This window comes from Pseudonocardia aurantiaca, from assembly GCF_039526725.1.
Lineage (GTDB): Bacteria > Actinomycetota > Actinomycetes > Mycobacteriales > Pseudonocardiaceae > Pseudonocardia > Pseudonocardia aurantiaca.
This window is the reverse complement of sequence record NZ_BAAAJG010000001.1, coordinates 115,608-141,690: the sequence shown is the minus strand read 5'-3', so window position 1 is coordinate 141,690 and position 26,083 is coordinate 115,608. Positions and strand designations below refer to the sequence as shown.

18 protein-coding genes and 1 pseudogene are annotated in these 26,083 nt (G+C 72.0%); 12 read left to right on the top strand and 7 right to left on the bottom strand.

What is annotated here, in order from left to right; translation table 11 throughout:
- Window positions 1–5 precede the first annotated feature (5 nt).
- From ABD143_RS00560 to ABD143_RS00545, 4 genes and pseudogenes are all read right to left on the bottom strand, one after another.
- The gene (locus tag ABD143_RS00560) at window positions 6–3,758 is read right to left on the bottom strand and encodes a multifunctional oxoglutarate decarboxylase/oxoglutarate dehydrogenase thiamine pyrophosphate-binding subunit/dihydrolipoyllysine-residue succinyltransferase subunit (RefSeq protein ID WP_379659651.1); all 3,753 of its coding nucleotides are present in this window, start codon (window positions 3,756–3,758) and stop codon (window positions 6–8) included.
- Window positions 3,759–3,969: 211 nt separating this feature from the next.
- Window positions 3,970–4,806 (bottom strand): hypothetical protein, encoded by an 837-nt coding sequence (locus ABD143_RS00555; protein WP_343969488.1) that lies wholly within the window; start codon window positions 4,804–4,806, stop codon window positions 3,970–3,972.
- 185 nt (window positions 4,807–4,991) lie between these two features.
- Window positions 4,992–6,020, bottom strand: coding sequence for an LLM class F420-dependent oxidoreductase (locus ABD143_RS00550; protein WP_343969485.1), 1,029 nt, complete (start codon window positions 6,018–6,020; stop codon window positions 4,992–4,994).
- 151 nt (window positions 6,021–6,171) lie between these two features.
- A pseudogene (locus ABD143_RS00545) lies at window positions 6,172–6,776 on the bottom strand (helix-turn-helix domain-containing protein).
- Window positions 6,777–7,021: 245 nt separating this feature from the next.
- On the opposite strand from ABD143_RS00545, the gene ABD143_RS00535 reads away from it, so the two are divergent.
- Both ABD143_RS00535 and ABD143_RS00530 read left to right on the top strand, forming a co-directional pair.
- Window positions 7,022–7,519, top strand: coding sequence for a DinB family protein (locus ABD143_RS00535; protein WP_343969482.1), 498 nt, complete (start codon window positions 7,022–7,024; stop codon window positions 7,517–7,519).
- 131 nt (window positions 7,520–7,650) lie between these two features.
- Entirely contained in the window at window positions 7,651–8,112 is a 462-nt protein-coding gene (locus ABD143_RS00530; RefSeq protein ID WP_343969479.1) for an NUDIX domain-containing protein, read from the top strand.
- 13 nt (window positions 8,113–8,125) lie between these two features.
- Here ABD143_RS00530 and ABD143_RS00525 read toward each other — a convergent pair whose 3' ends face one another.
- Window positions 8,126–9,685: a long-chain-fatty-acid--CoA ligase gene (locus ABD143_RS00525; RefSeq protein WP_343969476.1), complete on the bottom strand. Its 1,560-nt coding sequence runs from the start codon at window positions 9,683–9,685 to the stop codon at window positions 8,126–8,128.
- 205 nt (window positions 9,686–9,890) lie between these two features.
- On the opposite strand from ABD143_RS00525, the gene ABD143_RS00520 reads away from it, so the two are divergent.
- From ABD143_RS00520 to glmS, 9 genes are all read left to right on the top strand, one after another.
- Entirely contained in the window at window positions 9,891–10,874 is a 984-nt protein-coding gene (locus tag ABD143_RS00520; RefSeq protein WP_343969473.1) for an SGNH/GDSL hydrolase family protein, read from the top strand.
- A gap of 5 nt (window positions 10,875–10,879) precedes the next feature.
- Complete coding sequence (locus ABD143_RS00515; protein ID WP_343969470.1) at window positions 10,880–11,833, top strand: ABC transporter ATP-binding protein; 954 nt, start codon at window positions 10,880–10,882, stop codon at window positions 11,831–11,833.
- A complete protein-coding gene (locus tag ABD143_RS00510; RefSeq protein ID WP_343969467.1) occupies window positions 11,812–12,648 on the top strand; it encodes an ABC transporter permease in 837 nt (278 codons plus the stop codon). Before ABD143_RS00515 ends, ABD143_RS00510 begins: the two co-directional genes overlap by 22 nt.
- Window positions 12,649–12,750: 102 nt before the next feature.
- Window positions 12,751–16,419, top strand: a complete 3,669-nt coding sequence (locus ABD143_RS00505) for an ABC transporter ATP-binding protein (RefSeq protein ID WP_343970221.1) — start codon at window positions 12,751–12,753, stop codon at window positions 16,417–16,419.
- A 73-nt stretch (window positions 16,420–16,492) separates the two neighbouring features.
- The gene (locus ABD143_RS00500; RefSeq protein ID WP_343969464.1) at window positions 16,493–17,875 is read left to right on the top strand and encodes an ethanolamine ammonia-lyase subunit EutB; all 1,383 of its coding nucleotides are present in this window, start codon (window positions 16,493–16,495) and stop codon (window positions 17,873–17,875) included.
- Between the two features lie 112 nt (window positions 17,876–17,987).
- Window positions 17,988–18,716 (top strand): ethanolamine ammonia-lyase subunit EutC, encoded by a 729-nt coding sequence (gene eutC, locus ABD143_RS00495; protein ID WP_343969461.1) that lies wholly within the window; start codon window positions 17,988–17,990, stop codon window positions 18,714–18,716.
- A gap of 22 nt (window positions 18,717–18,738) precedes the next feature.
- Window positions 18,739–20,559 carry a hypothetical protein gene (locus tag ABD143_RS00490; protein ID WP_343969458.1) on the top strand — a complete coding sequence of 607 codons (1,821 nt, stop codon included), beginning with the start codon at window positions 18,739–18,741 and terminating at the stop codon, window positions 20,557–20,559.
- Between the two features lie 73 nt (window positions 20,560–20,632).
- The gene (locus tag ABD143_RS00485; protein WP_343969455.1) at window positions 20,633–20,902 is read left to right on the top strand and encodes a hypothetical protein; all 270 of its coding nucleotides are present in this window, start codon (window positions 20,633–20,635) and stop codon (window positions 20,900–20,902) included.
- A gap of 11 nt (window positions 20,903–20,913) precedes the next feature.
- Complete coding sequence (gene glmS, locus ABD143_RS00480) at window positions 20,914–22,740, top strand: glutamine--fructose-6-phosphate transaminase (isomerizing) (RefSeq protein ID WP_343969452.1); 1,827 nt, start codon at window positions 20,914–20,916, stop codon at window positions 22,738–22,740.
- A gap of 141 nt (window positions 22,741–22,881) precedes the next feature.
- Here the strand turns inward: glmS and ABD143_RS00475 are convergent, their stop codons facing one another.
- Together ABD143_RS00475 and ABD143_RS00470 are read right to left on the bottom strand one after the other, a co-directional pair.
- A complete protein-coding gene (locus ABD143_RS00475) occupies window positions 22,882–23,370 on the bottom strand; it encodes an MSMEG_0567/Sll0786 family nitrogen starvation N-acetyltransferase (protein ID WP_343969449.1) in 489 nt (162 codons plus the stop codon).
- A 106-nt stretch (window positions 23,371–23,476) separates the two neighbouring features.
- A complete protein-coding gene (locus ABD143_RS00470) occupies window positions 23,477–24,607 on the bottom strand; it encodes an MSMEG_0568 family radical SAM protein (protein ID WP_343969446.1) in 1,131 nt (376 codons plus the stop codon).
- 117 nt (window positions 24,608–24,724) lie between these two features.
- On the opposite strand from ABD143_RS00470, the gene ABD143_RS00465 reads away from it, so the two are divergent.
- On the top strand, window positions 24,725–26,083 hold the full coding sequence (locus ABD143_RS00465) for a serine hydrolase domain-containing protein (RefSeq protein WP_343969443.1): 1,359 nt from the start codon (window positions 24,725–24,727) through the stop codon (window positions 26,081–26,083).

Here is a 26,083-nt window from a genome sequence, read left to right as displayed (position 1 = left end):
CCGCTCTAGCCCGCGAAGGCCGCGTCGATCAGGGCCGCCTGCTCCACCTCGTGCACCTTGGACGAGCCCGGTGCCGGCGCGGCCATCCGGCGCCGCGACACCCGCTTGAACCCGGCGAGCCGCGGCAGCTTCTCCGGCAGCTCCAGCCCGAAGAACGGCCATGCGCCCTGGTTGGCCGGCTCCTCCTGCACCCAGCGGATGTCCTCCGCGTTGGGGTAGCGGTCGAGTACCGACGAGAGCTGGCGGTCCGGGACCGGGTACAGCTGCTCGATGCGGACGATCGCGGTGTCCGCGATCTCCCGCTTGTCGCGGGCGGCGGCCAGCTCGTAGTACACCTTGCCGCTGCACAGGAGCACCTTGCGCACGCCGGCGGCGGGCCCGTCCTGCTCCCGGAAATGCGGGTCGTCGATGACAGGCCGGAAGCGCCCCCCGGTGAAGTCGTTGAGCTGGCTGACCGCCTGCCGGGCGCGCAGCATCCACTTCGGCGTGAACACCACGAGCGGGCGGCGCACCCCGTCCATGGCGTGGCGTCGCAGCAGGTGGAAGTAGTTGGCAGGCTCCGTCGGCAGCGCGACCGTCATCGAACCCTCGGCGCACAGCTGGAGGAACCGCTCGATGCGACCCGAGGAGTGGTCCGGGCCCTGGCCCTCCAGGCCGTGCGGCAGCAGCAGCGCGAGGTCGGCCGTCTGGCCCCACTTCGCCTCACCGGACGAGATGAACTCGTCGATGATCGACTGCGCACCGTTGACGAAGTCACCGAACTGGGCTTCCCACGCGACGAACGCGTTGAGGTTGGCCACCGAGTAGCCGTACTCGAAGCCGACGGCCGCGAACTCCGAGAGCGCGGAGTCGTAGGGCAGGAAGCGCTCCTGGTCCTGGCTGAGGTTGCGCAGGGGGTAGTACTCGGCGCCCGTCTTTCGGTCGATCACCACGGAGTGCCGTTGCACGAACGTGCCGCGCCGGGTGTCCTGTCCGGAGAGCCGGACGAGCTTGCCGTCCATCAGCAGCGAGCCGAGCGCGAGCAGCTCGCCGAACGCCCAGTCGACGTTGCCTTCTCGCGACATCTGGTAGCGCCGCTGGAGCACCGGCTTGACGCGCTGGTGCACGGAGAAGCCATCGGGCAGGTCGACGTGCACGTCGCCGATGCGGTGGACGACCTCGAGCGGCACCGAGGTGTCGAGGTCGATGGGGACCGACTGCTCCTTCTCGACCGACGGGCTCGGTGCGGGCGGGGTGCGCTCCAGCTCCCGGACCTCGTTGAAGACGTGTTCGAGCTGGTTGGAGAAGTCCCTGAGCGCGTGCTCGGCCTCTTCCACGGTGATGTCCCCGCGGCCGATCAGCGACTCGGTGTAGATCTTCCGGACGCTCCGCTTCGCGTCGATGATGTCGTACATCGCCGGCTGGGTCATCGAGGGGTCGTCGCCCTCGTTGTGGCCGCGGCGGCGGTAGCAGATCATGTCGATCACGACGTCGTTCTTCCAGCGCTCGCGGTACTCGACGGCCAGCTTGGCCACCCAGACGCAGGCCTCCGGGTCGTCGCCGTTCACATGGAAGACCGGGGCGTCGATCATCTTCGCGACGTCGGTGGAGTATTGCGACGAGCGCGAGTGCTCGGGCGCGGTGGTGAACCCGACCTGGTTGTTGATGACCACGTGGACCGTGCCGCCGGTGCGGTAGCCGCGCAGCTTGGCGAGGTTGAGCGTCTCGGCCACCACACCCTGGCCCGCGAACGCTGCGTCGCCGTGCAGCATCAGCGGCAGCACGGTGAAGCCGCCGTCGCCCTTGTCGATCAGGTCCTGCTTGGCCCGCACGATGCCCTCGAGCACGGGGTCGACGGCCTCCAGGTGCGACGGGTTGGACGCGAGCGACACAACCGTCTCGCCGTCGCCGAACATCCGGAAGTACTTGCCCTCGGCGCCGAGGTGGTACTTCACGTCGCCGGAGCCGTGGGCCTGGCCCGGGTCGAGGTTGCCCTCGAACTCGCGGAAGATCTGGCTGATCGGCTTGCCGACGATGTTGGCCAGCACGTTGAGCCGCCCGCGGTGCGGCATGCCGATGACGACCTCGTCGAGTTCGTGCTCGGCGGCCTTGTCCAGCACGGCGTCGAGCAGGGGGATGACGGTCTCGCCGCCCTCCAGGGAGAAGCGCTTCTGTCCGACGTACTTGGTCTGCAAGAACGTCTCGAACGCCTCGGCCGCGTTGAGCTTGGAGAGGATGTACTTCTGCTCGGCCGAGTTCGGCTTCTGGTGCGTCACCTCGATGCGTTGCTGGAGCCAGGCGCGCTGCGCGGGGTCGGCGATGTGCATGTACTCGGTGCCGATGGTGCGGCAGTAGGCGTCACGCAGCACGCCCAGCACGTCACGCAGCTTCATCCGCTCGGACCCGGCGAACCCGCCGACGGCGAACTCGCGGTCGAGGTCCCACAGAGTGAGCCCGTGGGAGAGGACGTCGAGGTCGGGGTGGCGTCGCTGGCGGTAGTTGAGCGGGTCGGTGTCGGCCATCAGGTGGCCGCGGGTGCGGTAGGCGTCGATCAGCTCGATGACGCGGGCGGTCTTGTCGACCGCGCCCTCGGGGATGTCCTTGACCCAGCGGACGGGCTCGTAGGGCACCCGCAGCGAGGCGAAGATCTGGTCGTAGAAGCCGTCCTCGCCGAGCAGCAGCGCATGGACGCGGCGCAGGAAGTCGCCGGACTCGGCGCCCTGGATGATGCGGTGGTCGTATGTGGACGTGAGGGTGATGATCTTGCTGACGCCCAGCTCGGCGAGCCGCTCCTCGCTCGCGCCCTGGAACGCGGCCGGGTACTCCATCGCGCCGACACCGATGATCGCGCCCTGGCCCTGCATCAGCCGCGGCACCGAGTGATTGGTGCCGAGCGTGCCCGGGTTGGTGAGGCTGATGGTGGTGCCTGCGAAGTCGTCGGCCTGGAGGTTGCCGGCCCGGGCCTTGCGCACGATGTCCTCATAGGACGACCAGAACTGCGCGAAGTTCATCGCCTCGGAGCCCTTGATCGACACGACCACCAGCGAGCGCTGGCCGTTCTTGCTCGGCAGGTCGATCGCGAGCCCGAGGTTGACGTGCTCGGGCTGGACGACAGTGGGCTTGCCGTCCTCCTCCACGAAGTGGCGGTTCATCACCGGGAACTCGGCGAGCGCCTTGACCACCGCGAACCCGATGAGGTGGGTGAAGGAGATCTTCCCACCGCGGGTGCGCTTGAGCTGGTTGTTGATCACGACGCGGTTGTCGGCGAGCAGCTTCGCCGGCACCGCGCGCACGCTCGTGGCCGTCGGCACGGTGAGCGAGGCGTTCATGTTCTTGACGACGGCGCCCGCGGCGCCGCGCAGCGGGCTCGACACGCCCTCGGCCGCGGTGGGCGCCGCCTGGGTGGGGCGGGCCGCCCGGGAGGTGCTGCCGGCGGCGGGCTTGTCGCTGGTACTCAACGTGGCGGACCTACCGGAGCCGTTGGTCCCGCTCTCGGTAGCGGGGGGCGGCGTCATCGCGGCGCGGTCGGCGGCCCGGCGCCGCCCGGTGGCCTCGGCCGGGTCAGCCGACGGGCTGGGCGCGGGCGCGGTGGGAGCGGACGAACGCGCGGACCCGGTGCCGGTGTCGGCGCGGGCGGCGGTGGTCTCGGTCGTGCGAGTCGTCTCGGTCGTGCGGGTGGTGTCGGTCGTGTCGGTCGTGTCGGCGGAACGGTAGTCGGCGAAGAACTCGTGCCATGCCGGGTCGACAGCGGAGGGGTCGTCGAGGAAGCGTTGGTACATCTCCTCGACGAGCCATTCGTTGGGGCCGAACTGGCCTGCGGGACTGGACGTACTGCTGCTGGACACGCTGAAAACCGCCTTGATCGGATCGCATCGTCTTCGCCGAGGACTGCTCGCCAGGTTAGTCCTCGCGGTTGCGAGCCGGGTATCGCGCACAGGCGGCACGCTGCTGCACCGGTTCAGGCACCGGACACAGCTGGTATGGAGCCGGTCAGGCCGCCGGACGGGCCCCTGGGTGATCGACGACATCCGTGCGCACGGCCGTGGTGCTGATCACCGTTCCGGCTCGCAGCCCGCAGCGGGAGTCGTCGCGGAGCGTGTCGCGCTCTCCGGCGAACTGACCGTCGGCCGGGTCGATCATGAGCTCGGTGCGCGTGCGGCCGGCGTCGTGGACGATCGCGAGGCAGGCGTGCCCGTCGACGTTCACCGCGTCCTCGTCGAGGCTGACGCCGGGCAATGCGGTGAGCGCGCGGTAGAAGGCGGCCCGCAGCTCGGCAGGCACGAGCGTCGTGCGCAGCGCGGTGACGGCGGCGTTGAAGGGGCCGAACCAGCTGCCCGGGTTGTCCTCGCGGAGACGGGCGAGGAGCGCATCCGCGTCGCGCGGCAGCCCCTGGAGGAATCCGACGGTGGGCGACTGCCAGCTCCCGCGTCGCGGCGGCCGCGGTGCGGGCGCACACGGGCTCTCGTAGGAGACGCCGTGCATGGCACCGTGGAACACGGTCTCGAAGTCGTCGAAGTCGGAGCCGAGGTCGGTGTCGAACTCGCCGTACGGGGCGGTGAACCGGCCGACTGGGGCGATGTCGCGCAGGTCGAAGCCGTCGGCGATGGCTTCCTCGGCCGAACCCGTCAGCCAGGTCTGCGCGCCCGTCAGTTCCCGCTCCAGCACCCACGGGCATTCCGCCCGGGCGGGGACCCAGTGGCGCAGCCGGTGCTCGCTCAGGTGCTGGTGCGGTCCGAACGTGCCCAGCCACCACGCGTGCGTCTCCACGTACCGGTACTGGTGCGGCGCCACCGGTCGGTCGGACACGGCGATGGCGGGTTCGGACAACGGGCGCTCCTCGGGGTCGGGGAGGTAGTCACCTTAGAGTGTGATGTGGTGACGATCCGTGGTGTGCACGGGGTCCCCCTGAGCGCCGCTGCGCGCATACCTCGAACGCCCGGAAAGCCGCATCAGGGCGTCAGGTGACCTGTACGTGGCTTTCCGGGCATCGGGGGAGGTCGCCTGAGGCGCGCCTACGCCCACTCCTTGACCTGGCTGAGCAGCTTCGGCACGTCGTTGCCGACCGGGTTGACGTGCAGGTGGGTGACGCCTGCCTCCCGCAGGGCGGCGATCCGCTCCTGCACGTGCCCCGCCGGGCCGATCAGCGTGGCCCGATCGATGAAGTCCTCGGGCAGCGCGGCGGCGGCCTCCTCCTTCTTGCCGTCGAGGTACAGGTCCTGCACGAGTTTCGCCTCGTCGGCGTAGCCCTGGCGGGCGAAGACGGTGTTGTAGAAGTTGCGGCCGCGCGCGCCCATCCCGCCGATGTAGAGCGCGTACATGGCGCGCGCGAGCTGGCGGGCCGGCTCGAACATCTCCTCGTCGAGCGCGAGGATGCCGCCGCCGGTGATCTGCAGCGGGCCCAGCTCGGGGGAACGCTTCGCGAACCCGGCGTCGAGCGCGGGCCCGAAGACCGCGCGCATGTTCTCCGGCATGAGCACGTGCGGCAGCCAGCCGTCTGCCAGCTCGGCCGTCATCTCGACGTTCTTGACGCCCAGCGACGCCACCCAGATCGGGATGTCGGCCCGGCGGGGGTGGTTGATCAGCTTGAGCGGCTTGCCGAGCCCGGTGCCCCGGCCCTCCGGCACCGGAATCGGGTAGATGCCCTCGTTGGTGACCCGCTCCCGGCGCCAGACTTTGCGGCAGATCTGGATGATCTCGCGCGTCCTGGCGATCGGCTTGTCGTACGGGACGCCGTGGAAGCCCTCGATGACCTGCGGTCCGGATGCGCCGAGCCCGAGGATCGCGCGCCCGCCCGACAGCGCGTCGAGGCCGGCGGCCGTCATCGCGGTGAGGGTGGGGGTGCGGGTGTAGATCGGCAGGATCCCGGAACCGATCTGCACCCGCTCGGTGCGCGCGGCCAGGTAGCCCATCAGCGAGACCGCGTCGAAGCTGTACGCCTCCGCGACCCAGACGACGTCGAGCCCGGCCGCTTCCATGGCGACCACCTGCTCCGCGTTCTGGACGGGGTCGTCGCCGTACTGGAGCTGAGTCGACAGCAGCATGGGCTGGGTCTAACGCAGGGTTACTCGCGAGTCAAGTTCTCGTGGAGTTGTGCACAAGGAACCTTGCTCATGAGTTCTTGTTAAAGACTTCTTGCGCAACGCTCGCTGTCGGCCGCGAACGCTGAAATCTGTCGCTAGTCTTTCGCTGAGTTCACCGCAGGCTTCCGCTGTGAGACGGCCGGTGTGGGTCGGCGTGAATGTGTGTGCGCATCCCGTGCGGGTCGAACAGGATGAGTAGCTCGACCACGCCGCCGTCGGCGCTGCCCAGCCAATGTGGCAAGGACGTGTCGAATTCGGCTGCCTCGCCGGGCGGCAGTGTCAGGTCGCGGTCGCCGAGGGCCAGCCGCAGGTGTCCGTTGAGCACGTACAGCCATTCGAAGCCGTCGTGGGTCTGTGGGGTCGGTTCGAGCGGTTCCGGCTGGGCGGGGATGATCATTTTGAACGCCTGTACCCCGCCTGGCCGCCGGGAAAGCGGCACGAAGGTCATCCCGAACCTCTGGATCGGCGTGAGGTGGATGCGGGGGTCGCCGGTGCGCGGGGCGCCGACGAGGTCGTCCAACGGAATGTTGTAGATGCGCGCCAACGGCAGCAGCAGCTCCAGGGGTCGCGCGGCGCTGCCCGCTCTCCAGCCGGGACAGGGTGCTCTCCGACACGCCGGTCGTCGTTGCGAGGTCGCGAGGGTGATGCCGCGGTGTCGGCGCAGCGCGCGAAGCCGCGGCCTACCGCGTCGAGCACGTCGTCCGTTTCGCGGTCCACGGGGCCAGACTGCGCCGTGGTCGTGGAACCAGGATCCCGACGTCCGGTACCCGCGCCCGCGGGGAGGTCGCCGCGGGCATCGATCTGGACTCGGCGACATGGACGGTCGAGCGGGCCGACACACCCCGCAGGATCGCGACCGGACCGGGCGGGCGCACCGCCGAGGTGATCGACCATGTCCTGGTCGTCCGCCGCACCGTCTGACCCGTCCGTCAGAAGCCACCGGACGCTGGAAGGACCCCGCCGTGCCCACTACCGCGCGCCGCAACCGCCGCCGTGATACCCCACCGACCCGGACCGGAAGCAGCGAGACCGAGGTCCTGCGCGGATTCCTTGACTACCTCCGCACTTCGATCGCCGCGAAGGTCGACGGCGCACGCGAATCGCAGGCCCGGACGGCCGCGGTGCCGTCGGGCACGAACCTGCTCGGTCTGCTCAACCACCTGACCTTCGTCGAGCGCTCGATCTTCCTCGGTGACGATGTCACCGACTGGCAGGCGACGTTCCGGGCCGCACCGGCGGACGGCATCGCCGCCGTTGTGGCCCGCTATCGGGAGACGGTCGAGCGCGCGAACGACGTGCTCGACGGCTGCGTCGATCTCGCCGGCCCAGTCCCTCGACCGCGGCCGGGGCGTCCCGCTCCCAGCGTCCGCTGGGCACTCACCCACACGATCGAGACCGGCAGGCACGCGGGCCACGCCGACATCCTCCGCGAGTTGATCGACGGCGAGACCGGGCGTTGACTCCACCACCGACTGCGGCAGCCCCACACCGGCCGGACCGCTCACGCACCAGTTGCCACACCGACGCACCGGCCACAACCGATGCGCGGGAACGCGAGCTGGTGCGTGAGCGCCGCTTAAGCTCCGCGCCCGTGAGGTTCTGCGTCGTCCCAGCCGCGTACGTGCTCCTGCTCCGCACCGTCGACCGGGGTGACGAGGTGCTCCTGCAATTGCGCCAGGGCACCGGCTACCGCGACGGGTACTGGGCCGTGGCGGCCGCCGGGCACGTCGAGGCCGACGAGTCGGTGCACGCGGCCGCGTGCCGGGAGGCCGCGGAGGAGATCGGCGTGGAGATCACCCCGGCCGACCTGGAGCCGCTCACCGTGATGCACCGGACGCACGGCAACCACCAGCCGATCGACGAGCGGGTGGACTTCTTCTTCGGCTGCCGGAGCTGGTCGGGCGAGCCCAGGTTGATGGAGGCGGCCAAGGCGGCAGACGTGCGGTGGTTCCCGCTGCACGACCTGCCCGACCCCATGGTGCCGCACGAGAACTACGTGATGGACGGCGTGCGTACCGGCACCCTGCCGCCCATCACGGCGTGGGGCTTCTGACTTCTGGGTCCCGTCACACCACGCGGCGTTCCTTGCCCTCCCAGTACGGGGCGCGCAGCTGCTTCTTGAGCACCTTGCCCGTGAGGTTGCGCGGCAGCTCGTCGAGCACGTCCACGGACTTGGGGCACTTGAACGCGGCCAGGTGCTCGCGGCAGTACGCGATCAGCGCGTCGGCGTCGACCGTCGCCCCGTCGGCGGGCACCACGATCGCCTTCGGCACCTCGCCCCAGCGCTCGTCCGGCACGCCGATCACGGCGACGTCGACGATGCTCGGGTGCTCTGCGAGCACGCGCTCGATCTCGGCCGGATAGATGTTCTCGCCGCCGCTGATGACCATGTCCTTGATGCGGTCGGTGATGTAGACGTACCCGTCGGCGTCCATGTGCGCGCCGTCGCCGCTGCGCAGCCAGCCGTCCGGGGTGATGGCCGCGGCCGTGGCGTCGGGTTTGCCCCAGTACCCGCCCATGAGCTGTTCGCCGCGCACCCAGATCTCGCCGGGTTCGCCCGTGGGCACGGGTGCCCCGGTGGCGGGGTCGCGGATCTCGATCTCGACGCCGTGGATCGGCGTGCCCGCCGAGACGAGCCGGTGCGCGACGGCCGGGTCGTCGTGGTCGGCGGGGCCGAGCGCGGTGACCATGCCGGACGCCTCAGTCATGCCGTACACCTGGTGCATCACGCCGGGGAAGAGCTTCAGGCAGGCGCGCATCACGGGTAGCGGCATGGGTGAGGCGCCGTAGGACAGGGCCTGCAGCGAGGAGAAGTCGCGCTCGGCCACGCCCGGCACCTGCGTGATCGCCGCCAGGAGCGCCGGCACGAGGAAAGTGTGGGTGATCCGCTGCGACTCGAGCCCCTCGGCGATCGCCGCGGGGTCGGGCATCCGCAGCATGAAGATGTGGGCGCCGTAGCTGATCGCGAGCAGGGCGTAGCTCGTGCCGCCGACGTGGAACAGCGGCATCGCGACCTGCACGCGCGAATCGCCGTCGAGGTGGAAGTCGACGGCGACGTTGGCGGAGTGCGCCAGCATGCTGCGGTGGGTGAGCATCGCGCCCTTGGGGAAGCCGGTGGTGCCCGACGTGTAGAGCTGCACGAAGGAGTCGTCGGGGGCGGCGGGGTGGACCTCGGGGTCGGGCTCGTGTGCCGCCAGCCAGGCCTCGTACTCGTCGGCCTCTCCGCCGACGTGGATCACCTGCTCGACCGACGGCAGCTTCTCGCGCACCTGCGCGACGGCCGCGGCGAACTCCGGACCGACGAACAGCACGCGGGCCTTGGCGTCGTTGACGACGTAGACGATCTCCGGAGGGGCCAGCCGGAAGTTGACCACGGCATTGGCTGTGCCCACCTGCGCGCAGGCGAGCGTGAGCTCCAAACAGGACGGGTGGTTGAGGTCGAGCACGGCGACGCGGTCGCCCGGGACGAGCCCGGCCGCTCGTTGAGCGGCGGCGTTCTGCCGCACCCGGCGGGCCAGCTCCGACCACGAGCGGGTGGTGCCCGCGTAGGTGAGCGCGGGCGCGTCGGGGTGCTCGTGCTCCCAGCGGGTCAGAATCGCGGTGAAGTCGGCGAGCTGGCTGGGCATCTGGCCTCCCGGCGATCCAGTCAATTGTGTCCCGGAGCACACCCGGGCGATCGAATACTAACGATCGATGACGAGCCGGAGAACCTCTTCGATCAATCGGCTACGGTGATCCCCCCGGTCGGCCGCCGGTGGCCCGGGCTGGCTACGGTGGCGGCCCCCCGATCTTCCCGTGCCGCAACGGCATCGCCGACCGCCGGAGTCCCCCATGAGCTCATCCCTGCAGGTTCCCCGGATGCGCGCGGCCGCGCGGCGCGTGAAGGCCGGTGGCGAGCGGTTCCTCGGTGGAGTGCTCCCGGGAGCGTCGGCGCGCAGGCTTCAGATCCGCGCCTTCGCCGACGACTGGGCCGCGGCCAATCTGGACGCGAAGCAGGCCACCGGTCCGCTGTGGATCGTCCTCGGCGACTCCGCGAGCCAGGGCATCGGCGCCACCACCCGCGACGTCGGCTACGTCGGGGTCGTGCACGAGATGCTGCGCCGCCGCGAGGCGTGGCGCGTCATCAACCTCTCCCGGGCCGGGGCGGGCATCTCCGACGTGCTCGCCCGCCAGCTTCCCGAGCTGGCCGCGCTCACCGAGGAGGAGCCCGCCGCGCTCGTCAGCTGCCTGGTCGGGGTCGAGGACATCGCCCGTCGCACCCCGGGACTGGACATCGCGCTACGGCAGCTGATGGCCGCGCTGCCGTCCGGCGCTGTCGTGGGCACGCTCGCCCGCGGCGCCAAGACCGGCCCGGCCGCCGCGCTCGACGCCGTGGTGCGCGAGGAGGCCGCCCGGCACCGGATGCGCATCGCCGAGCTGCCGCCCCGCTTCGGGCCGGGGGGCCGCGGCCGCGGCGCCGCCGTGCTCAACGACGTCGAGCATGCGGCGTGGGCGAAGGCCGTGATCGCGGCGATCGACGGGCCGCCCGCGGAGATCGCGCCGTCGACGGACCCGGAGCTGCCGATCGTCCCGCCCGTCGCTGCCGCTGCCCCGGCGGAGAAGGCTGGGTCGGCCGAGAAGGCTGAGCCGGCGGTCGAGGCTGAGCGGGCAGGGAAGGCCGAGCCCGCCGAGAAGGCTGAGCCCGCCGAGAAGGCCGAGCCCGCCGAGAAGACCGAGCCCGGAGAGACGACCGAGCCCGCCGAGAAGACCGAGCCCGCCGAGACCGAGGAGGCCGCCCCCGCGGCCGCGGTCGAGACGGCCGAGGACCGACACTAGGACCTGTGAACGACCCATGGGCGACGGCAGCCGGCGGGGTGAATGAGCCCAACGGCCGCGTCACCGTCAGCGAGCTGAGCAAGAGCTTCGGGCCGGTCAACGCGGTCGACGGGCTGACGTTCACCGTCGAGCCCGGGGCGGTCACCGGGTTCCTCGGGCCGAACGGGTCCGGCAAGACCACGACCCTGCGGATGGTGCTCGGGCTCGTCACACCCACCGCGGGTGAGGCGAGGATCAACGGGATGCCGTTCGCCGAGCTGGCGAACCCGGCGCGGGTGGTGGGGGCGGTGCTGGAGGCCCAGGGCTTCCACCCGGCCCGCACGGCGCGCAAGCACCTGCTGGCGTGCGCGGCGGCGATCGGCGTGCCGGACGCGTCGGCCGACCACGTGCTCGGCACGGTAGGGCTCCTCGACGCGGGCGACCGCAAGGTCGGCGGGTACTCACTCGGCATGCGGCAGCGACTCGCGCTGGCGGTGGCGCTGCTGGGCGACCCGCAGGTACTCGTCCTCGACGAGCCAGGCAACGGCCTCGACCCGGAGGGCATCGCCTGGATGCGGGCGTTCCTGCGCGGCTTCGCCCGGCAGGGCCGCAGTGTGCTCGTCTCGAGCCACCTGCTCGCGGAGGTGGAGCAGACGGCCGACCACCTGGTGGTGATCAGCCGGGGGCGGTGTGTCTTCCAGGGGTCGCTCGCGCAGTTGCAGAGCTCGCGGCGGGCGCGGGTTCTGGTGCGCTGCGCGGCCCCGGATCGGCTGGCCGACGCGCTGGCGCGCACCGGCGTCCTGGAGATCGACACTCTGCCGGAGGGCTGGCTCGGCATCGCGGGAGCCGACCCCGTGCACGTCGGCGACGTCGCGCTCGGCGCCGGGGTGGCGATCTACGGGATGGTGCACGAGAAGATCGACCTGGAGCAGCTCTTCTTCCAGCTCACCGCCCAGCCGTGGGAGGTGGCGCACCGGTGATGGGGCTGCTGCGCGCCGAGCTGCGCAAGACCACGTCGACCCGGCTCTGGTGGGGCCTGTTCATCCCCGCGGGGCTGCTGTCGGTGCTGATCAACGTGTTCGGCGGGCTGTTCACCGCGGCGATCCCCGCCGAGGATGGCAGGCTCCCGTTGCTGATCGGCTCGCTGGCGTACGCGCTCGGGCTGACCACCGTGTTCTCGATGGTGCAGGGGATCGTGAGCGCCGCTTCGGAGTTCCGGCACCGGACGATCACCACGACGTACGTGACGTCGGCGCGGCGCTCGCTGGTGCTGCTCGCGAAGATGGCGACGTCGGCCGTCGTGGGGATGGTCTACGCCCTGGCCACCGTGGTGCTCGGCGTGCTGGCCGGGCTGGTGGGCGAGGCGGGCTCCGCGTTCCCGACGACGGGCGCGCTGCTGGCCGTCACGCTGATCGGGATGGCCGTCTCCGCCCTCTGGGGCGCCCTCGGCGCCGCGCTCGGCACCGCGGTGAGCAACCAGGTGAGCGCGCTGGTCGGCGCGCTGGTGTACGTGCTCCTCGGGGAGCTGCTCATCTCGACGCTGCTGCGCAACGCGGACTCACTGGACGTGCGGCGCCTCTCGGCGTACCTCCCGGGCAACGCGGGCGACGTCGCGATCTACGACATCCCGGCGCGGGTGCTGGCCGGCCCCGACATCGGCACGGTCGTCGTCGAGACGCTGGCGAACGTCACGGCCCCACCGCCGTGGTGGGGCGCGCTGCTGGTGCTCACGGCGTGGACGGCGGCGGTGGCGGCGACGGCATGGGTGGTGGCAGACCGCCGCGACGTGACGTAGGGCTCCTGAACCGGCGGGTGGGTGTCGGAGGATCGGCATACGGTGTATGCCGTGCCCGACTCCCCTTCCCCCGGTTGGATCCGCCGGCTCGTCCACGCCTGCATGCGCCACCGCTGGGTGGCCGTCGGGGCGCTGGCGGCGTCGGTGTTCGGGGTCAGCCTGGAGGCGATCGGGCCGCTGCTCACCCGCGTGGCCGTCGACGACGCGGTCGCCGGGTCCACGGCCGTGCTCGGGGCGATCGTCATCGCCGTCGTCGGGCTCGCGCTGGTGCGCTTCGGCGCGGCGTTCGGGCGGCGCTACCTCGCGGGCCGGCTGGCCCTCGACGTCCAGCACGACCTGCGGCAGCAGGTGTTCGCCGCCGTCCAGCGCCTCGACGGCCAGCGCCAGGACGCCCTGCGCACCGGGCAGGTCGTCTCGCGGGCCATCACCGACCTGCAGCTCGTGCAGCAGCTGCTCTCGATGGCGCCGCTGACGCTCGGCGCCGTCGTGCTGGTGGTCGTCTCCGTCGGGGCGATGCTGTGGCTCTCGCCGCTGCTCACGGTGGTTGCGCTGGTGATGCTGCCGGCGGCGGGCTGGATCACGCTGCGCACGAGGGGCACACTCTTCCCGGCCACCTGGTCGGCGCAGCAGCGGGCGGCCGACATCGCGCAGCAGGTCGAGGAGACCGTCACGGGCGTCCGGGTCGTGAAGGGGTTCGGCCAGGAGGCCCGCGAGACGGCCACGCTGGAGCGCGGCGCCGCGCGGCTGTTCGCGGAGCGGATGCGGGCGGCGCGGCTCACCGCCCGCCTCAACCCCACGCTGCTGGCGCTGCCCACGCTCGGCCAGGTCGGCGTGATCGGCTTCGGCGGCTGGCTCGCCCTCACCGGCTCGATCAGCCTCGGCACGTTCCTCGCGTTCACCACCTACGTCGCTCAGCTCGTGGGGCCCGCCCGGCTGCTCGGATCGCTGGTGGTGAGCGCGCAGCTGGCCAGGGCGGGCGTCGAGCGGGTGCACGACCTGATCGACTCCCAGCCGGATGTCGTCGACCCCGCCGAACCGAGCACGCTCCCGCAGGGGCCGCTCTCGATCGAGCTGAACCAGGTCACGTTCGGCTACTCGCGCCGGGAGCCGGTGCTCGACGGCGTCTCGCTGCGCATCGAGCCGGGGGAGACGCTCGCGCTGGTCGGCACGGCGGGGTCCGGCAAGTCCACGGTGGCGCTGCTGCTCCCACGCTTCTACGACCCGCAGGACGGCGAGCTGCGCCTCGGCGGGGTGCCGCTGCCCCAGCTCCGGCTCGCCGACCTGCGCAGGGAGCTGGGGGTGGTGTTCGAGGAGGCGTTCCTGTTCTCCGACACCATCCGCGCCAACATCGCCTACGGCCGCCCCGGCGCGAGCGACGAGGACGTGCGGGCGGCGGCGCGGGCGGCGCAGGTCGACGCGTTCGTCGAGATCCTCCCCGACGGCTACGACACGGTCGTCGGTGAGCGCGGGCTGACGCTGTCGGGTGGCCAGCGCCAGCGGGTCGCCCTCGCGCGGGCGGTGCTCACCGACCCGCGGGTGCTCGTGCTCGACGACGCCACCTCCGCGGTCGACAACACCACCGAGGCGGCGATCCACCAGACGCTGCGCGAGCTCACGGCGGGCCGCACCACGCTCCTGATCGCGCACCGCCGCTCCACACTCGCGCTGGCCGACCGCATCGCCGTGCTCGACGCCGGACAGGTGGTCGACGTCGGCACCGAGGCGGAGCTGACGGCCCGCTCGCCGCTGTTCCGGGAGCTACTGGCTGTCGGCGACGGTCCGCTGCGGACCCCGCTGCCCCTGGTGGGGAGCGGGGCCACGCCGGAGCTGTGGCAGGAACCCGACGAGGTGTCCGTGGAAGCGGCCCCGGGGTCCGCGGCGCGGGCGGCGGCCGGGGCGGCGATCGGTCGAGGTGGGCCGGGATCGATGGCGGGCGCGATGGCCCCGACCCCGGAGTTGCTCGCCGCCGTGGAGGCGCTCCCGCCGGCCACGGAACAGCCTCGCCTTGGCGGAGAGGACCCCACGGCCCCCGATCCCGGCTTCCGCCTCGCCCGCCTGCTGCGGCCGGTGCGCGCGCTGCTGGCGCTGGGCATCGTGCTCGTGGCGCTCGACGCGCTCGGCACCCTCGCCTTCCCGAGCGTCGTGCGGATGGCAGTCGACGGGGGCATCACCGCCGGGATGTCCGAGGTGCTGCTCACGGCAGCGCTGCTCGGCCTGGGGCTGGTGGCGGTGGGCTGGTTCGTCGTGGCCGCGCAGACCGTCGTCACGGCGCGGGGCGGCGAGAGCCTGCTCTACCTGCTGCGGGTGCGCAGCTACGCCCATCTCCAGCGGCTGGGGCTCGACTACTACGAGCGCGAGCTGTCCGGCCGGATCATGACCCGGATGACCACCGACGTCGACGCGCTCTCGACGTTCCTGCAGACGGGGCTCGCGCAGGCCGTGGTCAGCCTGCTGACGATCGTCGGGGTTGCGGTGGCGCTGCTCGTCACCGACGCGGCGCTGGCGCTGGTGGCGCTCGCCGTGCTGCCGGTGCTGGTGGCGGCCACGGTGATCTTCCGGCGCGTCTCGTCCGTCGCGTACGCGGAGGCACGGGAGCGGGTCAGCGTCGTCAACGCCGACCTGCAGGAGAACGTCACCGGCGTCCGCGTCGCGCAGGTGTACGTGCGCGAGCAGCACAGCGCCAGCGCGTTCGGCGAGCGGAGCCTCGCCTACCGCATGTCGCGGCTGCGCGCGCAACGCTACATCGCCACCTACTTCCCGTTCGTCGCGCTGCTGTCGGACGTCGCGCAGGCCGCGGTGCTCGGCGTCGGGGCGGCGCGGGTCGCAGCAGGCGACCTCACGCCCGGTGTGCTCACGGCGTTCCTGCTGTACCTGGGCCTGTTCTTCTTGCCGGTGCAGCAGCTCTCGCAGGTCTTCGACGGCTACCAGCAGGCGAGGGTGGGCCTGAGCCGCATCTCCGACCTGCTGCGCACTCCGACCTCCGTGCCGCCGGAGCCGCTCGGCGAGCCGGTGCACGTCCCGGCGCGGCTGCGCGGGGAGGTGGAGCTGCGCGACGTCGGGTTCAGCTACGACGGCGCCGCCGGCCCGGCGCTGGAGCACGTGTCGCTGCGGGTGGCGCCTGGCGAGACCGTCGCGTTCGTCGGTGCCACGGGCGCGGGCAAGTCCACCATGGTCAAGCTGCTCGCGAGGTTCTACGACGCCGGGTCGGGCACGGTGCTCGTCGACGGCGTGGACGTCCGGCGCTTCCCGCTCGCCGAGTACCGCCGCAGGCTCGGGATCGTGCCGCAGGAGCCGCACCTGTTCACCGGCGACGTCGCCGCCAACATCGCCTACGCGCGGCCGGGAGCCACCCCTGCTGAGATCGAGGCGGCCGCGCGGGCCGTCGGGGCGCTGGACCTGGTGCGCGGGCTGCCGGGCGGCTTCCGCCACCCGGTCGGCGAGCGGGGGCAGGGGCTCTCGGCCGGGCAGCGGCAGCTCGTGGCGCTTGCCCGCGCCGAGCTGGCCGACCCCGACATCCTCCTGTTCGACGAGGCCACGGCCGCGCTCGACCCGGCCACGGAGGCCGCCGTGCTCGCCGCGGGCGACCGGGTCACCTCGCGACGCACGGCGTTCGTCGTGGCCCACCGGCTCGCCACGGCGGCGCGGGCCGACCGCATCGTCGTGCTCGACGGCGGCCGGATCGTCGAGGTCGGCCCGCACGAGGAGCTGCTCGCCGCGGGCGGGCAGTACGCGCGGCTGTGGCAGGCGGGGGAGCTCGAACCGGCGGCCTAGGAGCACCCTCCAAGCCGCACGAAACGCAGCGGTAACGGGCCGTTCCTACCGTTCGCGTCATGGGAGGCCAGCGATGACGAGACGCCGCAGCACCCTCGGCGGCCACACCTACGAGTTCGCGGACCTGAAGGCACTTCTGGCGGCTGCCACCCCGCAGCGGTCGGGGGACGTGCTGGCCGGGGTGGCGGCGGCGTCGGAGCAGGAGCGGGTGGCGGCGCAGATGGTGCTGGCCGGCCTGCCGCTCGCCACCTTTCTGGAGGAGCAGGTCGTCCCGTACGACGACGACGAAGTCACGCGCCTGATCGTCGACTCGCACGACGCCGGTGCGTTCGCGCCGGTCGCGGCGATGACCGTCGGCGAGTTCCGCGACCACATCCTGCGTCCCGGCACCGACACCACAGTGCTCGCGCCCGGGCTCACGCCGGAGATGGTCGCGGCGGTGTCGAAGCTGATGCGCGTGCAGGACCTGATCGCGGTGGCGCGGCGCACCCCGGTGGTCACGGCGTTCCGGTCGACGCTCGGGCGGCCGGGCACGATGGCCACGCGGCTGCAGCCCAACCACCCCACCGACGACCCCGCCGGCATCACGGCCTCGATCGTCGACGGGCTGCTGCTGGGCTGCGGCGACGCCGTGATCGGGATCAACCCGGCCACCGACAGCCCCGCACGCACGACCGAGCTGTTGCAGCTCGTCGACGACGTGCGAGCCCGCTACGACATCCCGACGCAGAGCTGCGTGCTCGCGCACGTCACGACGTCGATCGAGATCATGGAGCGGGGTGCGCCGGTCGACCTGGTCTTCCAGTCGATCGCCGGCACCGAGGCCGCGAACGCGGGGTTCGGGGTCACGCTGGCGCTGCTGCGGGAGGCCCACGAGGCCGCGCTGGCGCTGGACCGCGGCACCGTCGGCACGAACTGCACCTACTTCGAGACCGGGCAGGGTGCCGCGCTGTCGGCCGACGCCCACCACGGGGTGGACCAGCAGACCCTCGAGGCCCGGGCCTACGCCGTGGCCAGGGCGTTCGACCCGCTGCTGGTCAACACCGTGGTGGGGTTCATCGGGCCGGAGTACTTGTACGACGGCAAGCAGATCACCCGGGCGGGCCTGGAGGACCACTTCTGCGGGAAGCTGCTCGGCGTGCCGATGGGCGTGGACGTCTGCTACACGAACCACGCCGAGGCCGACGCGGACGACACCGACACGCTGCTCACCCTGCTCGGCGTGGCGGGCTGCTCGTTCGTGATCTGCGTGCCCGGCGGCGACGACGTGATGCTGCACTACCAGTCCCTGTCCTTCCACGACGCGCTCTACGCCCGCCAGGTGCTCGGGCTGACCCCCGCCCCGGAGTTCGCCGACTGGTTGACCCGCATGGAGCTGATGAGCGGCGACGGCCGGATCCGGGAGCTGGGCACCGATTCGGCAGCGCTGCGGGCGCTCACGGCGGGCGTCCGGTGAACGAGCTTGCGCGCGAATCATCGACACAGCGCCTGCGCCCAGCGCGTGAGTTTGCGAGCGCGCCATCATGACTGCGCCCGGCGAAGCCGACCGAGGGCAGCGAGGGAGTGCGATGAGCGGCGACCCGCTCGCCGCGCTCCGGGCGGCCACGCGCGCCCGTGTTGCGCTCGGCCGCGCCGGTGACGCGCTGCCCACCGCCGATCTGCTGGAGCTGCGTGCCGCGCACGCCGCCGCCCGCGACGCCGTGCACCTCCCTCTCGACGTCGACGCCGTCACCGCCCAGGCGCGTGAGCTGGGCGTCGAGGTGCTGCACGCGACGAGCCTGGCCCGCGACCGCGCGGAGTACCTGACCCGACCCGACCTGGGCAGGCGCCTCGCTGACGACGACCTCCCCGCGGGTGCGTACGACGTCGTGCTCGTGCTGGCCGACGGCCTCTCGCCACTCGCGCTGCAGACCCACGGCGTGCCGATGCTGCGCGAGGTGCTCGCCCGCCTCGACGGGTGGCGGGTGGCACCTGTCGTCGTCGCCACCCAGGCCAGGGTGGCGCTGGGCGACGAGATCACGGCCGCGGTCGGCGCGCGGAGCGTGGTCGTGCTGGTGGGGGAACGGCCGGGCATGAGCTCGACCGACTCACTGGGCATCTACTTCACGTTCGACGCGCGGCGGGGGCGGCGGGACTCGGAGCGCAACTGCCTGTCCAACATTCGCCCGCCGCACGGCACCGGGTACGCGGCAGCGGCCACGACGCTGGTGATGCTCATGGCGGAGGCGCGGCGGCTCGGGCTCTCCGGCGTCGCGCTGAAAGCCGACCCGGCGCTCCCCGCTAATGTCGAGGTGTGAACGAGCCCCGGCCCGCGATCGGATGACGGATCAGCACGTCGCCGCCGCACCTTCTGCGATAGCAGCGCCCGCTCGTGGGCTGGGGTTCTTCGGCTGGCTCTCGCCGGTACTCGCGGTCGCGGCCGTCGCGCTGCTGCCGCTGGCCGCGGCCACCACGAACCTGGCGGCACTGGACGGCTGGGGGCTCGCGCGGGTGCTTGGGCCGGCGGCCTGGGCGTCGCTGCTGTGCGCCGTCGGCGCCTGTGTCGTCGAGCTGTGGTCGCCGCGCCCGCGCGTCCCGATGCTCGGCGGGGCAACCGCGGTGCTGATCCTGTGCTCGTTCGGGATGCCGTCCGTCGTGGAGCCCGCCGCCCGCTTCACCACGGCGTGGCTGATCGCCGGGTTCGTCGACGCTGTCTCGGTCACCGGCGGCCATCCACCGACGGATGTCGACGCACGGTTCTCCTGGCCTGCGTTCTTCGCGCAGTGGGCGTTCTTCCGCGACGCAAGCGGCGCGACGCAGCTCGACGATGTGCTGCGGTGGTTCCCGCCGGTGATCGTCGGAGTGTGGGCGATCGGGGTGTACGCGCTGGCGCAGTCGATGCTCGGGGGCACCCGCGCTCCCTGGGTCGCCGCGTGGCTGTTCCTGGGCCTGAACTGGATCGAGCAGGACTACTTCTCCCCGCAGGCGATCGGCATCGTGCTGATGCTGACGGTGCTGTCACAGGTGCTGGGGCCGCTCGCCACCCGCCGCGTCGACCTGGCCGCTGTGCCGGGCTGGCCCGCCCGGCCCCCGGACACGCGGCAACTGCCGTTGTGGCGAAGATGGGTGGTGGCGGCGATGACGCCACCGAACCGGCCGGACCTGCCGCCCCGGCAGTTGCTGCTGATCTACTTCTGCGCCTCGCTGTGCGTGATCGCGGTTGCGCCAGAGCACCAGCTGACCCCGTTCGCGATCATCGGCCAGCTCGTGGTGCTGGCCCTCGTCGGCCGGTTCCGCGGTCGCGGGTTGGTGCTCGTCGCAGTCCTGGCCGTCACCGTGTACTTCGTCATCGGTGCGCGCGAGGTCTGGATGACCCAACTCAGCCTCGTCACCGGCAGCGACGACACCGGCGGCGCCTTCGAGCAGAACGTCATCAGCCGCATCGAGGGCGACTTCGGCCAGGTCGCGGTCAAGGTGCTCCGAGTCGTCGTCCCCTCGCTCACCTGGCTGCTCGCGATCGCCGGGGCGTGGGTGTACTGGCGGCGCAAGCGTGACCTCGTGCCGATCGCGCTCGCCGCCGTGCCCATGGCGTTTGCGGCGACACCGCAGAGCTACGGCGGTGAGCTGTTCCTGCGCATCGTCCTGTACGGGTTGCCGATCCTCGCGATCCTCGGCGTCGACGCCCTCCGCGCGCTGGTGCGCTGGCGGCCCCGGATGAAGTACCTGCTCGCGGCGGGGATGGCCCTGCTGTTCGGCTCGATCGTCCTGATCCGCGGCGGCAACGACGCCTATATGATCGTCTACCCGGACGAGGTGGCCATGGTGCGCCAGGTCTACGCCACCGCCCCACCCGGGCTGGAGGTCGTGCCGCTGATCAACGTCGGTCCTTACGGCGTCGAGGGCATCACCAGCCACAACCGTCGCTCCTCGATCCCGGGCTGCAGGCAGCTCGCGGACGACCCGATCCGCTGCATCTACGCCGAGGATCCCGACGTCCTGCTCTCGTTCGACGCCGTGGAGGCGCAGGGCCGGTACCTCGACCTGAGGCCGCCGGGCTGGTCACTGCAGGTGGTGCAGCAGCTGGTGGCGTCCGGGCGGTACGAGATCACCTACCAGAACGGCTACGACGTGGTGCTCCGCAGGACCACCGGAAGCCCGTAGTCCGGTCTGTTTCTGCCCGATATCGGGCAGGAAATTTGAAACTCACGGCCCGGCGGGGGCACTATCTCGTCTCGTGCCCGCAGGCCCCTACGACGACCTCGTCGCGCATCTCGTCCGCAGCACCCCACTCAATGCGGGTGAAGCGGCCCGCGTGGTCGCGGAGGTCGTGGGCTACTTCTCCGAGGACCTCCCGGCGTTCGTCCGGCGAAGGCACGCGGAGCTGAAACGTCGCGGGCTCAGGAACGAGCAGATATTCGCGGCGCTGAGCGCAGAGCTGGCGACGCGGCGGGTCGCCCCGCCGGCGTTGTCGGAGCGCCAGTTGCGGCGGATGGTCTACGGCTGAGAGGAACGCTTGTGTGCGGCATCGTCGGATACGTGGGGCCCCAGGACGCCGCCCCGATCCTGCTCGAGGGACTGGGACGGCTGGAGTACCGCGGCTACGACAGCGCCGGGCTGGCGGTGAGCACCAAGGCCGGGCTGAAGGTGCGCAAGGTCAGCGGCCGGGTCGCGGAGCTGGCAGCTGACCTGCCCGCCCGGTTCAAGGGCTCGCCCGGGATCGGGCACACCCGCTGGGCCACCCACGGTGAGCCCAACGAGACCAACGCGCACCCGCACGTCGACGCCGCCGGCCGGATCGCCGTGGTGCACAACGGCATCATCGAGAACGCCGACGAGCTGCGCGCCAAGCTCAGCGCGGACGGCGTCGAGTTCGTCTCGCAGACCGACACCGAGGTCGTCGCGCACCTGGTCGCGGCGGCGTTCACGGCCGGTGCGGGCGACCTCGAGCAGGCGGTGCGGCAGGCGCTGCGTCAGGTCGTGGGCGCGTACGGGCTCGCCGTGCTCGACGCCGAGCACCCCGACCGGATCGTCGTCGCCCGCAATGGCAGCCCGGTGCTGCTGGGTGTCGGCGAGCGGGAGATGTTCGTGGCGTCCGACGTCGCGGCGCTGATCGGCTACACCCGCCAGGTCGTCTACCTCGACGACGGCGAGCTCGCGACGATCACCGCCGGCGGCTACCGCACCTACACCCTCGACGACCGCTCCACGGCCAAGAGCCCGTCCACCATCGACTGGGACGTCGTCGGGGCGGAGATCGGCGACCACGCGCATTACCTGATCAAGGAGATCCAGGAGCAGCCGCGCACCATCGAGCGCGCGCTCATGGGGCGCATCGACGAGCGGTTCGACACCGCGCACCTCGGCGGGCTCAACCTGACCGTGCGCGAGGCCCGTGAGATCAAACGCGTGAAGATCCTCGGGTGTGGCTCCGCCTGCTACGCCGGTGAGCTGGGCGCGCAGCTGATCGAGGACCTCGCGCGCGTCCCCGCGTCCGCCGAGGCCGCCTCGGAGTTCCGCTACCGCAACCCGGTGGTCGAGCCGGACACGCTGTACGTCGCGGTCAGTCAGTCCGGCGAGACCATCGACACGCTCGCCGCGGTGCAGGAGCTGCAGCGTAAGGGCGGCCGCGTGATCGGCATCGTCAACGTGGTGGGCTCGACGATCGCGCGCCAGGTGGACGGCGGGATCTACCTGCACGCCGGCCCCGAGATGTCGGTGGCGGCCACCAAGTCGTTCACCTCGACCGTCGCGGCGTTCGCGCTGCTGGCCCTGCACCTGGGCCGGATCAGGGACCTCTCGCCCGCACAGGGCCGGCGCATCATCGCCGGCCTCAACGCCCTGCCCGGCCAGATCACCGAGATCCTCGGCCAGTCGGACGCGATCGCCGAGGTCGCGAAGGGGATCGCGGGCAGCCACAGCGTGATGTTCGTCGGCCGCCGCCGGGGCTGGCCAGTGGCGCGGGAGGGCGCGCAGAAGCTCAAGGAGATCTCCTACGTGCACGCCGAGGCCTATCCGTCGGCCGAGCTCAAGCACGGCCCGCTGGCGCTGATCAGCCCGGAGATGCCGACGGTCGCGATCGTCCCCGACGACGACCTGCTCGACAAGAACACCTCGACGCTCTCGGAGATCAAGGCCCGCAAGGGCCCGGTGGTCGCGGTGGCGCACCGGGAGCTGCCCGCCGACCTCGCCGACCGGACGATCGTGATCCCGCAGAGCGAGCCGGAGCTGGACCCGATCCTGATGTCGATCCCGCTGCAGATCCTGGCCTACCACGCCGCGGTGGCCCTGAACCGCGACGTCGACAAGCCCCGCAACCTGGCGAAGAGCGTGACGGTGGAATAACGAGCGCAGCAACTCACACGCACGAATGCAGCGACTCGCGGGGAGGGGGGCAAAGCTCTCCCGCGCGAGTCGCTGGAAAAGTGCGAGCGAGTCGCGGGATCGGAGGGGAGCGTCAGTGTGGAACGACGCTCCAGTGCGTGATCATCCGGTGAGCCACGGGCACAACCCCGCGCCCAGGTCGATGCTCATCGGCACGTGCGAGTGGCCGACGTAGGTCTCCACCGGGCCGTCGGTGCGCCAGCCCAGCCGGTGGAAGAACCGCTCGTTGGCCACCTGCACGTGCGCGCCCATCAGCCGCCCACCCCGGGCCTCCGCGGCGGCGACGGCGAACCGCACGAGCGGCGCCCCGATCCCGGCGGTGCGGTACTCGGGCAGCACGGCGAGGCGGTCGCCCAGCCACTCGCCCGGGCCGATCGGATACAACCGGACGGTCCCCGCGGGGCGTCCGTCGTGCAGCCCGAGGACGTGCACGACGTCGGTGCGCGCGTCGTTGGCGTCGACGTCGGAGTCGGGGAACAGGCGCTGCTCGGTCACGAACACCTCGTGCCGGATGCGGTGGTGCTCCGCGCGCCCGGCGGCGTCGAAGGCGGGGCGGCAGTGCACGGGGTCGACTCCGACCAGCGCGTTCACAGGCCGGGTCGGTCGTATCCGCGCGGGGGCGCTCACCGCTCGCCACCGCTGCGCTCCGGCGGCGCTTCGCGCGAGCGCTGTGCCGATGACTGGCTCGCAAGCTCGCTCATGTGGGCCGCTTCCCGATCTGCAGGAGCGGAGCGGCCGCCGAGGCCGTGCTTCCGCAGGGCGAGCTCGACTGCTGCACGAGGTTCAGCGACGAGCACGCCTGGCACCGGGCGCAGCCCGCTACGGCCGTGTCGGCGCCGAGCCCGCGCTCGGCGAGGAAATGCGCGACCTGCCGGTAGATCGGCTCCGTGTACTCCCGCGACGGCGCCGGGACGTCCGCCATCAGCGAGCCGGACACCGGCCGTAGCGGCACGACGAAGGGGTACACGCCGATGTCGACCGCGCGCCGGCACATCTCGACGGTCAGGCCGGGGTCCTCGCCCATCCCGAGGATCACGTAGGTGGACACCCGACCCTCGCCGAACAGCGACACGGCGTGCTCCCACGTGCGGAAGTACGTCTCGATGCCGGTGCGGAACTTGCCGGGCGCCACGCGGGCGAGCACTGCGGGGTCGAACGACTCCACGTGGATGCCGAGCGCGTCCACGCCCATGTCGTGCACCTGGTCGATCACCGACAGGTCCCGCGGCGGCTCGAACTGCACCTCGACCGGCAGCCCGGCGGCCTCCTTGACGGCCTGCCCGCAGCGGGCCACGTAGAGCGCGCCGCGGTCGGGTGCCACGGACGAGCCGGTGGTCAGGGTGGCGTCGACCGCGCCGTCGAGCTCCTTCGCGGCGACGGCCACCTCGGCGAGCATCTCGGGCGTCTTCTTCGCGATGGTGTGCCCGGCGGCCAGGGAGAGGCCGATGCCGCAGAAGCCGCACTGGTCGGAGTTGCCCCAGTAGTTGCAGGCCTGCACCACCGTGGACGCCAGTGAGTCGAGGTGCAACAGCGCGATGTGGTTGTACGGGATCCCGTCGGCCGTGGTGAGGTCGTAGAACCGGGGCCGGGCGGTGCCTGCCACGGAGGCGATCTTGACGCCGTCACGGTAGACGCCCTGGCCGTCGTCCTCCGCGCGGAGCGAGTACGGCGACGAGTCGCTGGGCGGAACGGTGACCGGGACGCCCTCGATCCAGAGCATCCCCGAGTCGGTCGGGCCGGCGCCGCCCTTGCGCGATGTCTCGAGCTCCGTCTCGATCCGGAGGCCGACGCTCTGCAGCTCCATGATCAAGCTCGCCACGGCGATCATGCGCGGAAACCCCCGGCGTTCACTAGAGTGTTTGCTTGTATCCCATAGGAAACCCGGCGGAGGTCCAATGTCAAGTGTGGCGCTCGATCTTCGCAGCCCTGGAGCTAGCGTTTGCCCATGGCTCCGCTGCTCCCCACCACCACCCGCACCCTGCTCGCCCGCACCGCCCGCGTCCAGGCCGAGGGCCGCGCGCCGTCGCTCGTCGCGGGTGTCGTGAGGGACGGGGAGCTGGTCTGGTCGGCAGGCCGCGGTGCGGTCAGCGAGCCGCACCGGGACGTCCAGTACCGGCTGGGCTCGATCAGCAAGACGATCACCGCCATCACTGTGCTGCGCCTGCGCGACGAGGGCCGGCTCGATCTCGACGACCCCCTCGAGAAGCACCTCACCGGCACCCCGTTCGGTGACAGGACGATCGGCCAGCTCCTGTCGCACCTCGCGGGCGCCGGCGCGGAGAGCCCGGGGCAGTGGTGGGAGCGCACTCCCGGCACCACATTGGACGAGCTGGGGCTCTCCGAGGCCGACGTCGTGCTGCCGGCGGCGCGGCGCTTCCATTACTCGAACCTCGGGTTCGGGGTGCTCGGTGAACTCGTCGCCACGGCGCGCGGGCGGGCGTGGGCCGAGGTCGCGAGGGACGAGGTGCTCGTCCCGCTCGGCATGCGGCGCACGACCCCGCGCCCGTCAGGCCGCGCCGCGCAGGGTTACGCCGTGCACCCGTGGGCCGACGTCGTGCAGGTCGAGCCGGAGCACGACGCCGTCGCGATGGCGCCGGCGGGCCAGCTCTGGGCGACCGCGGACGACCTGGCCCGGCTCGGCGTCTTCCTGCTCGGCGACACCGGCGGGGTGCTCTCGCCCGACACCGTCGAGGAGATGACGGTCCCCGCCGGCGTCGACTCGTCGGCACCGGCGTGGATGGCCTACGGGCTGGGGGTGCAGGTCCAGCGGCCCCCGGACGCCCCGGTTGGCACCGTGCTCGTCGGGCACGGCGGCTCGATGCCGGGGTTCCTCGCCGGCCTGTGGGTGGACCGCACCGAGGGCACGGGCGCACTCATGCTCGCCAATACCACCTCCGGGCTGGACAACGGGCTGGCCGCAGGCCTGCTCGCCGACGTCAGGGCCGCCGAACCCCGCATCGCTGCGGCGTGGGCGCCCAGCCCGCCTCCGGTGCCGGTGGAGCTGCTCGGCCCGTGGTTCTGGGGCCCGGCCCCGTACGTGCTGCGGGCCGTGCCGGGCGGGCTGCTGCATCTGGGTGGCCTGGGCAGGCCGGGCCGCAGCAGCCGCTTCCGCCCGGGGCCGGACGGCACGTGGGTGGGCATGGACGGCTACTTCGCGGGCGAGACGCTCCGCCTGGACGAGGTGGCGCTGAACCTGGCGACGTTCGTCTTCACCCGCACGCCGTACGACGGGAACGCCCCGGTCCCCGGTGGCGTCGCGGAGGATGGCTGGACGCCGGCACCCCAGCGCGCCCCGGAGCGATGA

Bases quoted from the DNA above. Each gene is read 5' to 3' on its own strand.
- ABD143_RS00560 (WP_379659651.1), bottom strand. From the start codon at position 3,758: ATGTACCAACGCTTCCTCGACGACCCCTCCGCTGTCGACCCGGCATGG.
- ABD143_RS00550 (WP_343969485.1), bottom strand. From the start codon at position 6,020: ATGCTGCTGTCGACTCAGCTCCAGTACGGCGACGACCCCGTCCAGAAC.
- ABD143_RS00525 (WP_343969476.1), bottom strand. From the start codon at position 9,685: ATGCCCAGCCAGCTCGCCGACTTCACCGCGATTCTGACCCGCTGGGAG.
- ABD143_RS00520 (WP_343969473.1), top strand. From the start codon at position 9,891: ATGAGCTCATCCCTGCAGGTTCCCCGGATGCGCGCGGCCGCGCGGCGC.
- ABD143_RS00505 (WP_343970221.1), top strand. From the start codon at position 12,751: ATGCGCCACCGCTGGGTGGCCGTCGGGGCGCTGGCGGCGTCGGTGTTC.
- ABD143_RS00500 (WP_343969464.1), top strand. From the start codon at position 16,493: ATGACGAGACGCCGCAGCACCCTCGGCGGCCACACCTACGAGTTCGCG.
- eutC (WP_343969461.1), top strand. From the start codon at position 17,988: ATGAGCGGCGACCCGCTCGCCGCGCTCCGGGCGGCCACGCGCGCCCGT.
- ABD143_RS00490 (WP_343969458.1), top strand. From the start codon at position 18,739: ATGACGGATCAGCACGTCGCCGCCGCACCTTCTGCGATAGCAGCGCCC.
- ABD143_RS00470 (WP_343969446.1), bottom strand. From the start codon at position 24,607: ATGATCGCCGTGGCGAGCTTGATCATGGAGCTGCAGAGCGTCGGCCTC.
- ABD143_RS00465 (WP_343969443.1), top strand. From the start codon at position 24,725: ATGGCTCCGCTGCTCCCCACCACCACCCGCACCCTGCTCGCCCGCACC.